We start from the raw sequence: 13,635 nt of genomic DNA on the forward strand, positions 1-13,635 counted from the left end.
GTGAGGTGAGCTTGAACGCTGCCGCTGTAGACAAGCCAGTGCGCCGATCGAATGTTTGGAAAAGAGTTGACGTGAAGACTGCATGCCCCTATAATTCTCTTCTCTGACGGACGCGGGGTGGAGCAGTCTGGCAGCTCGTCGGGCTCATAACCCGAAGGTCGTAGGTTCAAATCCTACCCCCGCAACCAAGCAGGATTCTCGAAGCCCGCATGACGAAAGTCATGCGGGCTTTTTCCTTTGCACGTGCCTGCTCGCAAAGGAAAAGGCTTTATCGCATCAACCCTCCAGCGCCCAATCCACGGCCGCCTGCGCATGCAGTGCCGTCGTGTCGTACACCGGCAACGCCGAATCCTCCGAGCTGATCAGCAGCGTGATTTCCGTGCAGCCGAGTATTACCGCTTGCGCGCCGCGTGCCGCGAGCGCTTCGATCACACGTTGATAAGTGCCACGCGATTCTGCTTCGACGATGCCATGGCAGAGCTCGTCGTAGATTATCCGATGCACGTCCATCCGCTCGCGCTCGTCGGGCACGAGCGCCTCGACGCCGTGCACGTCGCGCAACCTGCCCACGTAGAAGTCCTGCTCCATGGTGTAGCGCGTGCCGAGCAGGCCCACTCGTGTCACGCCTGCCGCTTTCAACGCCGCGCCGGTCGGATCGGCGATATGCAGAAACGGAATCGAAATGGCCGCCTCGATCGACGCGCACACGCGATGCATCGTGTTCGTCGCCAGCAGCACGAGATCGGCGCCGCCTCGCTCCAGTTGCGCGGCCGCCTGCGCCATCTGCACGCCGAGCGCGTCCCAGTCGCCCGCGCGCTGCAAGGCTTCCACCTCGGCGAAATCGACCGTCGTCATCAGGCTGCGTGCATTGTGGTGGCCGCCGAGCCGTGCCTTCGCGTAGCGGTTCAGCAGCCGGTAATACTCCGCCGACGACTCCCAGCTCATCCCGCCAATCACACCGATCGTCTTCATCGCGCGTCCCGCCATTGGTTGAATTGATCGGACGAGTATAGGCATGCCAGCGCCGCTGTACAGGTACGGTCCCGCCCGAGTCCCGCAGTACGGCAAGGCGGGCGACCACGGACAGTTTTCTTGAAAATGGCACTGTGTTTTTGTACAGTATCAGTACTTTGAACACGCCTTCTTCCGATCTCTCGCCGCCGGTGTCGCCCGAGCCTCAAACGCCCGCGGTTGCCGGCTTCGCTCGCAAGATCATCCATTGCGATTGCGACTGCTTTTACGCATCGGTCGAAATGCGCGACGACCCCACGCTGCGCGGGCGTCCGATCGCGGTGGGCGGGCGGCCCGACCAGCGCGGCGTGATTGCGACCTGCAATTACGAGGCGCGCCGCTTTGGCGTGCATTCGGCCATGTCGTCGGCGCTTGCCATGCGCAAATGCCCCGAGCTGCTGATCCTGCCCACGGCGATGGAGAAGTACCGCATCGCCTCGCGGCAGATCATGGCGATCTATCGCGACTACACGGCGGACGTGGAGCCACTCTCGCTCGACGAGGCCTATCTCGACGTCTCGCGCACCACGCGCTGCAAAGGCAGCGCCACGCTGATCGCGAACGAGATTCGCGAGCGCGTGCGTGAGACCGTGGGCGTGACGGTGTCGGCGGGCGTCGCGCCCAACAAGTTCGTCGCCAAGATCGCTTCCGACTGGAACAAGCCCGATGGGCTCTTCGTCGTGCGTCCGCATGAGGTCGACGCGTTTGTCGCGGCGCTGCCCGTGCGCAAGATTCACGGCGTCGGCAAGGTCACGGCGGCGAAGCTGGAGAGCCTCGGGCTATCGACCTGCGCGCAGTTGCGCACATGGTCGTTGTTCGATCTGCACCGGCATTTCGGCGTGTTCGGCAAGCGGCTCTACGAGCTCGCGCGCGGCATCGACGAGCGGCCCGTGCGCGCGGATCAGGAGCGCAAGTCGGTGAGCGTCGAGACGACTTACGTGAGCGATCTGCTGACGCTCGAAGCGTGTAGCGAGGAGCTCAAGCGCCTTGCCGTGCAACTCGACGCGCGCATCGAGCGCGCCGGCTGCGCGCACGCCGTGCGCAAGCTCTTCGTGAAGATCCGCTTCGCGAATTTTCAGCGCACGACGGTCGAGTGCGTGGCCGATGCCACCGATCTGCCCACGCTGCTCGCGCTGCTCGAAAAGGGGCTCGCGCGGCGCAAGCTCGGTGTGCGGCTGCTGGGCGCGGGCGTGCGGCTCGAGGAGGACAATCCCGCGCTGCGCGGCCAGTTCGCGCTATTCGACGACGATCCCGAAGACGACGACCGCGAAGCCGGGGCGTGACTCGCGCGCGATCGGCGTGCAATGCGTCTGCGATGCGCGTTCGGTCGCCGCTTGCACGGCGCGGGCGGCTTCGTGTTGGCAGGCCATTTCAGGCGCCGATAGAATCAAGTCGGAATCGCAGCGCGATGCAAAGACGCGCAACATCGTTTCGCGAGAGAAGAAGACGCCATCGAGGAGCCATCCATGGACCTGATCATTCGCCGCGCCGTGCTTGCACATGCGCATCCTGCCGGGCATCCCACGGTCGATATCGGCATCGAGGCGGGGCGCATTGCCGCCGTCGAGCCGCATCTCGCGGCGCAGGCGCGCGAGGAGATCGACGCGGCCGGTGCGCTCGTCAGCGCGCCTTTCGTCGACGCTCACTTTCACATGGACGCCACGCTGTCCTGGGGCCTGCCGCGCGTGAACGCGTCGGGTACGCTGCTGGAGGGCATCGCGCTGTGGGGCGAGCTCAAGCCACACCTCACGCAGGAGGCGCTCGTCGAGCGCGCGCTGCAGTACTGCGACTGGGCCGTCGCGCGCGGGCTGCTGGCGATCCGCTCACACGTCGATGTTTGCGACGCGCGTTTGCTCGCCGTCGAAGCGTTGCTCGAAGTGAAGCGCCGCGTGGCGCCGTACCTCGACCTGCAACTCGTGGCCTTTCCGCAGGACGGCCTCTTGCGCAGCCCCGGCGCGTTCGACAATCTCAAGCGCGCCATCGCCATGGGTGTGGATGTGGTGGGCGGCATCCCGCACTTCGAGCGCACCATGGCTGACGGCGCGGAGTCGGTGCGCCTGCTCTGCGAATTCGCGGCGGAAAAGGGCCTGCGCGTGGACATGCATTGCGACGAGTCCGACGATCCGCTCTCGCGCCACATCGAAACGCTTGCCGCGCAAACGCATCGCCTCGGCTTGCATGGCCGCGTGACCGGCTCGCATCTCACGTCGATGCACTCGATGGACAACTACTACGTGAGCAAGCTGATCCCGCTGATGCGCGAGTCGGGCGTGGCGGCGATCGCGAATCCGCTCATCAACATCACGCTGCAGGGCCGCTCCGATACCTATCCCAAGCGGCGCGGCATGACGCGCGTGCCCGAGCTGATGGCGGCAGGCATCAACGTCGCGTTTGGCCACGACTGCGTGATGGACCCGTGGTACAGCTTCGGCTCGGGCGACATGCTCGAAGTCGCGCAGATGGGGCTGCACGTCGCGCAAATGACGGGCGTGGAGGCGTCGCGCGCATGCTTCGATGCGGTCACGGTCAATCCCGCGAAGATTCTCGGCCTCGAAGGCTATGGCATTGCGCCGGGCAGCGCGGCGAATCTCGTGGTGCTCGACGCGCGCGATGCCATCGAGGCTATTCGCCTGCGCGCGGCGCGCCTCGCCGTGGTGAGCCGGGGCAGCGTGGTGAGCCGTCAGCCCGCGCAGCGCGCAACGCTTGCGCTCGAAGGTCGGCCCGGGAGCGTCGATTTCAAGCTGAACCGCTAGACGCTCCACCAAACGACAGGCGATAAAAAACCGCGCACGGGACAGATCCCCGTGCGCGGTTTTTCGTGCCTTGGCGCAGCAGTGGCCAGTGCGTTTAGTGTTGCGCCGGCGGCTGCTCCATGCCGTTATGGCGCAGCAGCGCATCGATGCTCGGCTCGCGCCCGCGGAACGCCTTGAACGAGTCCATCGCCGGGCGGCTGCCGCCCACTTCCAGAATCTCCTGGCGATAGCGCGTGCCCGTGGCTGCGTCGAGCACGCTCGACTTCGCTTCCTGCGCCGCTTCTTCGAACGCCGCGTAAGCGTCGGCGGACAGCACTTCGGCCCACTTGTAGCTGTAGTAGCCCGCCGCGTAGCCGCCCGCGAAGATGTGGCTGAACGTGTTCGGCCAGCGCGAGAACGGCGCTTGCGGAATGACGTGATAGCGCGCGTTGATTTCGCGTGCGAGCTCGTTCACGGTCTTGCCCTTCGAGGCGTCGAAGTCCACGTGCAGCGCCATGTCGAACATCGAGAACACGATCTGGCGCAGGGTGCCGAGGCCGCTCTGGAAATTCTTCGCGGCGAGCATCTTGTCGAACAGTTCGCGCGGCAGCGGCTTGGCCGTTTCGACGTGCGAGGTCATCTCGGTGAGGACGTCCCACTCCCAGCAGAAGTTCTCCATGAACTGCGAGGGCAGCTCCACCGCGTCCCACTCCACGCCGTTGATGCCCGAGACCGAGAGCTCGTCCACCCGCGTGAGCATGTGATGCAGGCCGTGGCCGAACTCGTGGAAGAGCGTGATGACTTCATCGTGCGTGAAGCATGCGGGACGGCCGCCCACCGGCGCCGAGAAGTTGCAGGTGAGATAGGCGACCGGCGTCTGCACGTTACTGCCGTCGAGCTTGCGGCGCGAGCGCGCGTCGTCCATCCATGCGCCACCGCGCTTGCCCTCGCGTGCGTAAAGGTCGAGATAGAACTGCGCGACCAGCGTGCCGTCCGCGTTCTCGACACGGAAAAAGCGCACGTCCGGATGCCAGACGGCGGCGTTGTCGTCGCGGATGCGCACGCCGAACAGCGTCTCGGTGACCTTGAAGAGGCCCTTGAGCACGAAGTCTTCGGGGAAGTATTGCTTGACCTCGTTCTCCGAGAACGAGTAGCGCTTCTGGCGCAGGCGCTCCGCCGCGAAGGCCATGTCCCACGGCTCGATCTGCGTGAGGCCGAGCTCGCTGGCGGCGAATTCGCGCAGTTCCTGCCAGTCCTTTTCGGCGTGCGGACGCGCGCGCGTGGCGAGGTCTTCGAGGAAGCTCATGACCTGGGCGGGCGACTCGGCCATCTTCGGCGTGAGCGAGACTTCAGCGAAGTTGTTGTAGCCGAGCATCTTCGCTTCTTCGGCGCGCAGCTTGAGCTCGTCGTCGACGATTGCGGTGTTGTCCCAGTCGGGCTTGCCGCCGCCGTATTCGGGCCCGAGCTCCGACGCGCGCGTGACGTAGGCGCGATACATCGTTTCGCGCATCGCGCGGTTTTCCGAGTATTGCAGCACCGGGAAATACGAGGGGAAATGCAGCGTGAACTTCCAGCCTTCCTTGTTCTCGCGCTCGGCGGCTTCGCGCGCGGCGGCGACCACGTCGGCGGGCAGGCCCGCGAGCTCGCTTTCGTTCGTCGCGTAGAACGCGTAGGCGTTGGTCGCGTCGAGCACGTGGTCGGAGAACGCCTTCGAGAGCGCGGCCTGGCGCTCCTGCAATTCGGCGAAACGCGGCTTCTGGTCCTCGGGCAGCTCCGCGCCAGAGAGGCGGAAGTCGCGCAGCGCGTTATCGAGGATCTTCTTGCGCTCGCCTGAGAGCAGCTCGAACGAGTTGTGGTTCGTGATGGCCTTGTACTTCTCGTAGAGCGCGAGATTCTGGCCGACGCTCGACCAGAACTCGGTCACGCGCGGCAGGTTCTCGCCGTAGACGGCGCGCAGCTCCGGCGTGTCGGCGACGGCATTCAGGTGGCCGATCACGCCCCAGGCGCGCGAGAGCGGTTCGGTGGCGCGCTCGAGCGGCTCGACTACGTCGCTCCACTGCGAGGGCGTCATCGGCTGGGCCGCGCGATCGACGGCGGCGTCCGCGTTCGCGAGCAGCACATCGAGCGCGGGCGTCACGTGTTCGGGACGGATCTCGCCGAAGCGCGGCAGGCCGGTGAAATCGAGCAGCGGATTGTCGGAGGGAGTAGTTGCCATGATGCGTCCTGTTCCTTCTGTCGCGGTTGATTCGCTGTGAGGTGAGCCGGGGCGCCACGCACCTGCGCGCACCCCGATATGCCGGTTATTGGGGCGCGGTGCGCACTTTCCAACCGGTGCATCCGAGCAAATTAACAGAAGTCCGGCTGCGGCGGCGCAATCGCGGCGTGGCGGCGTGGGCGTCGCCCATGCGCGCACGAAAAAAAGCGGCCCGCGCGCCTGGCGCCGGGCCGCTTTGCGACGGCTTCGCGAGTGTGCCGGATTGTGCTCGATTGCGCCGGCCTGGCTTGCCGAGCGCTCAGACGCCGGCCGCGCGCTCCGCCGCCTCGATCGTGTTCACGAGCAGCATCGTGATGGTCATCGGTCCGACGCCGCCCGGCACCGGCGTGATGAAGCCGGCCACGTCCTGCAGGCCCGCGAAATCGACGTCGCCGCAGAGCTTGCCGTGGTCGTCGCGATTCATGCCCACGTCGATCACGGTCGCGCCCGGCTTGATCATGTCGGCGGTCAGCACGTTGCGCTTGCCCACGGCGGCCACCACGATGTCGGCCTCGCGCGTGAGCTTCGCGAGGTCGCGCGTCTTGCTGTGGCAGATCGTGACCGTGGCGCCCTTTTCGAGCAGCAGCAGCGCCATCGGCTTGCCGACGATGTTCGAGCGGCCGATCACCACGGCGCTGGCGCCCTCGAGCGGAATCTTGTATTCCTCGAACATCTTCATCACGCCGTAGGGCGTGCAGGGGCGGAACAGCGGCCGGCCCGTCATGAGCGCGCCGGCGTTGGCCACGTGAAAGCCATCGACGTCCTTTTCCGGCACGATGGCCTCGATCACCTTGTGGCTGTCGATGTGCTTCGGCAGCGGCAATTGCACGAGGATGCCGTGAATCTTCGGATCGCGGTTCAGCTCGTCGATGCGCTTGAGCAGATTGGCTTCGGAAAGCGACTCGGCATAGCGGTCATACGACGAATAGAGGCCGTTGTCCTCGCAGGCTTTCACCTTGTTGCGCACATAGACTTCGCTCGCCGGATTGTCGCCGACCAGCACGACCGCGAGGCCGGGCTGATGGCCGCGGGCGGTGAGGGCGGCGGCGCGCGTGGCGACGTCGGCGCGCAGTTTCTTGGAGAGGGCGAGGCCGTCGATGAGGGTGGCTGTCATGGTCGGTCGAGTTCGAGAGTGGGCAATGCGGAGATGCATGCCGGAGCGCGGCGGGCAGGCCGTCGCTCGTGCGTCGGGACTATCGGTTGAAGCGGGCGCCGGCTGCGAAGGCCGACATTATACCCGCGCGGCGCGCGCGAACTGTCGCGGCCAGGCGATACGCCGGCCGGACGAGGCAGGATGAAACGGTGGGAATGTGGTAGGGAAGGCGCCGCGCCCATGCGCCAATACGGCCATGCGCCGGGTGCGCCGTTCCCTTTTCGTGCCGGCCCGCGCCGGCAGGCAGCCTTACTGCGGCTGCTGCGCCTGTTGCGGCTTGTTGGAGAGCGCGAGACGCAGCAGGTCGGCGACCGTGTTTACGTTCAGCTTTTCCATGATGTTCGCGCGGTGCGCTTCCACGGTCTTGATGCTGATGCCCAGGTCGTCGGCGATCTGCTTGTTCAGGCGGCCCGCGATGATGCGCTCGAGCACCTGATGCTCGCGCGCCGTGAGCTTGCCGAGGCGCTCGGCGGCGGCGCGCTGCTGCTGCACGTTGGTGCTCTCGCTGCGGGCCTTGTCGAGCATGCGCTCGACGAGCTTGCGCAGTTCGGCTTCGTCGAACGGCTTCTCGATGAAGTCCATCGCGCCCTTCTTCATGGTGGAGACGGCCATCGGCACGTCGCCGTGGCCGGTCACGAAGATGATCGGCAGCGAGGCGTTGTCGGCGATCAGGCGCTCCTGCAGCTCGAGTCCGCTCATGCCCTGCATGCGCACGTCCAGAATCAGGCAGGCGATCTGTCCGGCCTGCTGGGCCGGCTGGTATCCCTCGAGGAATTCTTCCGCGCTCGTGAAGCACTGCACGCGGTAGCCATTCGCTTCAAGCAGCCAGCGCAGGGAATCTCTTACGGCCTCATCGTCGTCGACAACAAAGACGGTTTCCTGAGTGGTGACTGGGCTGTTCATGGCTCTCCCGTAACGGTTTGTGGAGTCGGTTCGTCGGATCCGTCGCGCGAGGGATGATCCGATTCGCCGATGGGCAGACTGCAATGGAACGTGGCACCGCTGATGTGGCCGTCTGCTTCGACGTTGTTGACCACCCAGAGGCGCCCGCGATGCGATTCGATGATCGAGCGGCAAATGTTCAGCCCCATGCCCATGCCATCGGACTTGGTGCTGTAGAAAGGTTCGAAGAGGCGCTCGGCGGTGGCTTCGTCCACGCCCGGGCCCTGGTCCACCACGCTGATGCAGACGTTGCCGCCTTCGCGCTTCACGATCACGCGGATCACGGGGTCGACCAGATTCGGGCGCGCATCGGCCATGGCTTCGGCGGCGTTCTTCAGCAGATTGACGAGCACCTGCTCGATCAGCACCGGATCGACGTAGATCACGGGCATGCGCGAGCGCATGTCGGTCACGATGCGGATGCGGCGCTTGCGCGCCTCGATCTCGGCGAGGCCCACGGCGTCGGCGACGATGTCGGCCACGCGGGTGGCCTGGCGCTTGGGCTCGCTGCGCTTCACGAACTCGCGGATGCGCTTGATGATCATGCCCGCGCGCACCGCCTGCTGCGCGGTCTTTTCGAGCACGGGCAAGAGGTTGTCGGGCGCGGCGCGTCCCGATTTCACGAGCGCGACGGTGCCCGAGGCGTAGTTGTTGATCGCGGCGAGCGGCTGATTCAGCTCGTGCGCGAGCGACGAGGCCATTTCGCCCATCGTCATGAGGCGGCTCGTGAACTGCAGCTTCTCGTCCTGCTGGCGGGCCAGTTCCTGGGCTTGCTTGCGCGTGGTGATGTCGGTCGCGATCTGCATCTGCGCGAGGTGGCCGTCGACCCACTGGATGTACTGGCGCCGCACCTCGAACCACTTCTGGATGCTCTCGACGTAGACTTCCTGCGCGTCGGCGGCGCTCTCGGTGAGCGCGGTGGCGGGCAGGCCGGCGTAGGCGTCCACCATGTCGATCGAATCCGACGAGGCGGCCGCCGAATCGAAGCCGCCGCCGCCGGCCAGTTCCAGATGGCCGTCCGGACGGATGCCGAACAGGTGGCGGTAGTAGCGGTTGGCAAACAGCAGCTCGGCTTCGTCGGCGGCGAGCACCGAGACGGCGGCGTCGAGGCTCTCGAGCACCGTGGTGAAGCGCTCGTGCGCGGCGGCGAGCTCTTCGCGCGCCCGCTTGGGCTCGGTGATGTCGGTCATCGACGACATCCAGCCGGTCTGGCGGCCCGAGCTGTCGATGAGCGGCGAGACATAGAGCCGCGCGTGGAACTGCGAGCCGTCCTTGCGGCGCACGCGCAACTCGAAGCCCGACGAAGGCGCCTTGCCGCGCAGCGTCATGTCGAGCTGGCGCTGCATTTCGGGGTAGGCGTCGCGCGGCCAATAGGGGAACGGCGCGTGCTTGCCCACCAAATCGCTCTCATCCCAGCCGGTCATGCGGCAGAACGCCGGGTTCACGTGCGTGATGCGGCCGTGCATGTCGAGCACGCGCATGCCGATCAGCACCGAATTTTCCATCGCGCGCCGGAAGAACGCTTCCGCGTACAAGGCCTGCTGTGCCTCGAAGCGCTGGCGCGTGTGCTTCCATAGACTCCACAGGCTCCACAGCACGAAGCACGATAGACCCGCGACCAGCCACACGAGCGTATTGTTCGTGAAGTTGGTCATCTGCGGGAACGAGTACACGCGCACCGAGACGCCCTGGCCGGGCGGGTCGAGCGGCAGGTCGTAGTAGACGTCGTGCGGCAGGCGCGGGCGCGTCGAGGTGGTGGCGAGCTCGCGGTTGTTGGCGTCGAGGATCGAGATCTTGTACTTGGCGGACAGCTCGGGCGGGATGTCGTGCTTCAGGATCCCTTCGACCGAGAACACGGCCGCGATCGTGCCGAGGAAATCGCGGTCGCGGTACACCGGCGTCTGCAAGGTGATGTAGCCGTTGCCGACGTCGTCGTAGATGAGCGGCGAGTAGACCTGACGGCGCGACGAGCGCGCTTCGGCGAAGGCCGCCTTCACGGCCTCGTCCATCTGCGCGTCGTTGGGCTTGGCAAGGCGCTGGCCGAAGACCGGCATGGCCGTGTTGGGCCAGCGAGGCTCCTGCTGGCTCGTGTACCAGTTCAGATAGAGGATCTCGGGATGACCCTGCATGATGTCCGTGGTGGACGTCTGGAAGTACTGCGGGTCGGCGTGGCCTGCAACGAGGTCGCGCGCGAGCGCCTGCAATTGCTCCTGCGCGCCCGTCATGGACAGGCGGATCTGCTGCTGCGCCCAGGCCACGTTGCGATAGAGCGTGTCTTCCTGCTGCTGCTGCTCGCGGCGGTTCAGGCTCCACAAGATCAGGCTCATGACGATCAGGAAGACGAGGATCGACAGGAGCGGCGTCAGCAAATAGGAATTCGACCACCAGGGTCCGTGGTGCCAGCGGGACGGCGAGGACTCGCCGGGCGAGCCGGGCGGTCGCGCCGAGCGTGCGAAAAGCCGTTCGGTCAACATGGCAAGGATTGTAGCTCAGCGAAAGAGCCGGGAACGCCGTGAAAAAAGCGGTAAATCGCCGATAAACGGGTGCAAACTGGCCGATATCGGCGCAGGGGCGCGAACGATTAAGCGTGCACTGCAGCAATTTTTCACATTATAAAAATCCATCTCGCGATTCGAAAAATTCCTTGCGTGAAGCAAGAGGCGGTCATTACAATCGCCCGCAAAGCTGCTGCGGTCGGCCCGGTCACGTCGCAAGGGTCGTCATCCGCATGGTCCGATCAACAGCGTTCCCCTACATCCAGGAGACGAGTATGTCCGCTGTACCCGACGAAGTCCTGAAATACGTTGCCGCCGAGAAGGACGAAGATCCTCAGGAAACCGCCGAATGGCTCGAGGCGCTGGACGGCGTCATCTCGACGGTCGGCCCCGATCGCGCACACTATTTGATCGAGAAGCAGATCGAGTTCGCCCGCGTGCATGGCGAGCATCTGCCGTTCTCGGCGAACACCCCGTACATCAACACGATTCCTGTCGCCAACCAGGCCAAGAACCCCGGCGATCAGGACATCGAGCACCGCATTCGCTCGTACACGCGCTGGAACGCCATGGCGATGGTCCTGCGCGCGGGCAAGCACACCAACGTGGGCGGCCACATCGCCTCGTTCGCTTCGGCCGCCACGCTCTACGACGTCGGCTACAACCACTTCTGGCACGCACCCTCCGCCGAGCATGGCGGCGACCTCGTGTTCGTGCAGGGCCACTCGTCGCCGGGCGTCTACTCGCGCGCGTTCCTGCTCGGCCGCCTCTCGGATAACCAGCTCGACAATTTCCGTCAGGAAGTGGGCGGCCAGGGCATCTCGTCGTATCCGCACCCGTGGCTGATGCCGGACTTCTGGCAGTTCCCGACCGTCTCGATGGGTCTCGGCCCGATCATGGCGATCTACCAGGCGCGCTTCATGAAGTACATGCAGGCGCGCGGCATCGCGAAGACCGAAGGCCGCAAGGTCTGGGCCTTCCTCGGCGACGGCGAGACGGACGAGCCGGAATCGCTCGGCGCGATCGGCATGGCCGGCCGCGAGCGTCTGGACAACCTCGTGTTCGTCATCAACTGCAACCTGCAGCGTCTGGACGGCCCGGTGCGCGGCAACGGCAAGATCATTCAGGAGCTCGAAAGCGAGTTCCGCGGCGCGGGCTGGAACGTCATCAAGGTCATCTGGGGCAGCCGCTGGGATGCTCTCTTCGCACGCGACAAGACGGGCGCGCTGATGCGCCGCATGATGGAAGTGGTGGACGGCGAGTACCAGACCTACAAGTCGGAGTCGGGCGCGTTCGTGCGCGAGCACTTCTTCAACACGCCTGAGCTGAAGGCGCTGGTTGCCGACTGGTCCGACGACGACATCTGGAACCTGAACCGCGGCGGCCACGACCCGCACAAGATCTACGCGGCATTCCATCAGGCCCAGCACGCCAAGGGCCAGCCGACCCTGATTCTCGCGAAGACGATCAAGGGCTACGGCATGGGCGAGGCCGGCCAGGCCATGAACATCACCCACCAGCAGAAGAAGATGCAGGTGGATCAGCTCAAGAAGTTCCGCGACCAGTTCCGCCTGCCGATCACGGACGAGCAGATTGTCGACGTGCCGTATCTGAAGTTCGAGGAAGGCTCGAAGGAGCTCGAGTACATGCGCCAGAAGCGCATGGACCTCGGCGGCTACCTGCCGGCTCGTCGCCAGAAGGCCGAGTCGCTGCCGGTGCCGGCGCTCGAAGCGTTCGACCCGCTCCTGAAGGGCACGGGCGAAGGCCGCGAGATTTCGACGACCATGGCGTTCGTGCGGATCCTGAACATCCTGCTCAAGGACAAGGCGCTCGGCAAGCGCGTCGTGCCGATCGTGCCGGACGAGTCGCGTACCTTCGGCATGGAAGGCCTGTTCCGCCAGATCGGTATCTGGAACCAGGAAGGCCAGAAGTACGTGCCGGAAGACTCCGACCAGCTGATGTTCTACAAGGAATCGCAGACTGGCCAGATCCTGCAGGAAGGCATCAACGAAGCCGGCGGCATGTGCGACTGGATCGCGGCAGCGACGTCGTACTCGACGCACGGCGAGATCATGGTGCCGTTCTACATCTTCTACTCGATGTTCGGCCTCCAGCGTATCGGCGACCTCGTGTGGGCGGCCGGCGACATGCGCTCGCGCGGCTTCCTGCTGGGCGGCACCGCGGGCCGCACGACGCTCAACGGCGAAGGCCTGCAGCACGAAGACGGCCACTCGCTCCTGTGGGCCGCTTCGGTGCCGAACTGCGTGACCTATGACCCGACCTTCGGCTACGAACTGGCCGTGATCATGCAGGACGGCCTGCGCCGCATGGTGCAGGATCAGGAAGACGTGTTCTATTACATCACCGTGATGAACGAGAACTACGAGCATCCGGCGATCCCGCAGGGCGAGCACGTGGCAGCCGACATCCTCAAGGGCATGTACTCGTTCCGTAAGGGCGACGCGAAGGCCAAGGGCCCGCGCGTGCAACTGATGGGCGCGGGCACGATCTTCAACGAAGTGATCGCCGCCGCCGACCTGCTCAAGAACGACTGGGGCGTCGAAGCCGACCTCTGGAGCGTGCCGAGCTTCACGGAACTGGCTCGCGAAGGCCACGAAGTCGAGCGCTGGAACCTGCTGCACCCGAGCGAGCCGCGTCGCGAGTCGCACGTCGAGAAGCTGCTCAAGGGCACGGAAGGTCCGGTCATTGCATCGACCGACTATGTGCGCGCACTCGTCGACCAGATCCGCGGCCTCGTTCCGCGCAAGTTCGTGGTGCTCGGCACCGACGGTTTCGGCCGTTCGGACACGCGTGAAAACCTGCGTCACTTCTTCGAAGTCGATCGTTACTGGACGACGGTCGCGGCGCTCAACGCGCTCGCGGACGAAGGCAAGATCGAGCGCAAGGTGGTGGCTGACGCCATTGCGAAGTACAAGCTCGACCCGTCCAAACCCAACCCGATGACCGTCTAACGCATCATCCCCCTGTGCATGGCATGAGCGCCTCCCCGAAGCGGGGAGGCGCGTCGTATGCGGCCCCGGAGACACT

8 protein-coding genes and 1 tRNA gene are annotated in these 13,635 nt (G+C 65.3%); 4 read left to right on the forward strand and 5 right to left on the reverse strand.

The window, feature by feature from the left end:
• Nucleotides 1-111: 111 nt before the first annotated feature.
• Nucleotides 112-188 (forward strand) — tRNA-Met (locus BO1_RS06470).
• Between the two features lie 88 nt (nucleotides 189-276).
• Here BO1_RS06470 and BO1_RS06475 read toward each other — a convergent pair.
• Complete coding sequence (locus tag BO1_RS06475) at nucleotides 277-972, reverse strand: aspartate/glutamate racemase family protein (protein ID WP_028216858.1); 696 nt, start codon at nucleotides 970-972, stop codon at nucleotides 277-279.
• Nucleotides 973-1,163: 191 nt separating this feature from the next.
• Between BO1_RS06475 and dinB the strand changes: the two genes are divergently transcribed.
• A complete protein-coding gene (dinB, locus tag BO1_RS06480) occupies nucleotides 1,164-2,294 on the forward strand; it encodes a DNA polymerase IV (RefSeq protein WP_245643721.1) in 1,131 nt (376 codons plus the stop codon).
• Nucleotides 2,295-2,477: 183 nt separating this feature from the next.
• Entirely contained in the window at nucleotides 2,478-3,764 is a 1,287-nt protein-coding gene (locus BO1_RS06490) for an amidohydrolase family protein (protein WP_028216861.1), read from the forward strand.
• Between the two features lie 94 nt (nucleotides 3,765-3,858).
• Here the strand turns inward: BO1_RS06490 and BO1_RS06495 are convergent, their stop codons facing one another.
• The 4 genes from BO1_RS06495 to fixL form a co-directional block, all read right to left on the reverse strand.
• Complete coding sequence (locus BO1_RS06495) at nucleotides 3,859-5,958, reverse strand: M3 family metallopeptidase (protein ID WP_028216862.1); 2,100 nt, start codon at nucleotides 5,956-5,958, stop codon at nucleotides 3,859-3,861.
• Nucleotides 5,959-6,256: 298 nt separating this feature from the next.
• Complete coding sequence (folD, locus tag BO1_RS06500) at nucleotides 6,257-7,111, reverse strand: bifunctional methylenetetrahydrofolate dehydrogenase/methenyltetrahydrofolate cyclohydrolase FolD (protein WP_028216863.1); 855 nt, start codon at nucleotides 7,109-7,111, stop codon at nucleotides 6,257-6,259.
• A gap of 288 nt (nucleotides 7,112-7,399) precedes the next feature.
• Nucleotides 7,400-8,053, reverse strand: coding sequence for an oxygen response regulator transcription factor FixJ (fixJ, locus tag BO1_RS06505; RefSeq protein WP_028216864.1), 654 nt, complete (start codon nucleotides 8,051-8,053; stop codon nucleotides 7,400-7,402).
• Entirely contained in the window at nucleotides 8,050-10,566 is a 2,517-nt protein-coding gene (gene fixL, locus BO1_RS06510; protein ID WP_028216865.1) for an oxygen sensor histidine kinase FixL, read from the reverse strand. The genes fixJ and fixL overlap by 4 nt, the downstream gene beginning before the upstream one ends.
• A 296-nt stretch (nucleotides 10,567-10,862) precedes the next feature.
• Between fixL and aceE the strand changes: the two genes are divergently transcribed.
• Entirely contained in the window at nucleotides 10,863-13,559 is a 2,697-nt protein-coding gene (gene aceE / locus BO1_RS06515) for a pyruvate dehydrogenase (acetyl-transferring), homodimeric type (protein WP_028216866.1), read from the forward strand.
• Nucleotides 13,560-13,635 lie beyond the last annotated feature (76 nt).

This window comes from Paraburkholderia oxyphila NBRC 105797 (assembly GCF_000685075.1).
GTDB classification, from domain to species: domain Bacteria; phylum Pseudomonadota; class Gammaproteobacteria; order Burkholderiales; family Burkholderiaceae; genus Paraburkholderia; species Paraburkholderia oxyphila.

Coding starts and splice junctions, on each gene's coding strand:
- BO1_RS06475 (WP_028216858.1), bottom strand. CDS start 972: ATGAAGACGATCGGTGTGATTGGCGGGATGAGCTGGGAGTCGTCGGCG.
- BO1_RS06490 (WP_028216861.1), top strand. CDS start 2,478: ATGGACCTGATCATTCGCCGCGCCGTGCTTGCACATGCGCATCCTGCC.
- BO1_RS06495 (WP_028216862.1), bottom strand. CDS start 5,958: ATGGCAACTACTCCCTCCGACAATCCGCTGCTCGATTTCACCGGCCTG.
- folD (WP_028216863.1), bottom strand. CDS start 7,111: ATGACAGCCACCCTCATCGACGGCCTCGCCCTCTCCAAGAAACTGCGC.
- fixJ (WP_028216864.1), bottom strand. CDS start 8,053: ATGAACAGCCCAGTCACCACTCAGGAAACCGTCTTTGTTGTCGACGAC.
- fixL (WP_028216865.1), bottom strand. CDS start 10,566: ATGTTGACCGAACGGCTTTTCGCACGCTCGGCGCGACCGCCCGGCTCG.
- aceE (WP_028216866.1), top strand. CDS start 10,863: ATGTCCGCTGTACCCGACGAAGTCCTGAAATACGTTGCCGCCGAGAAG.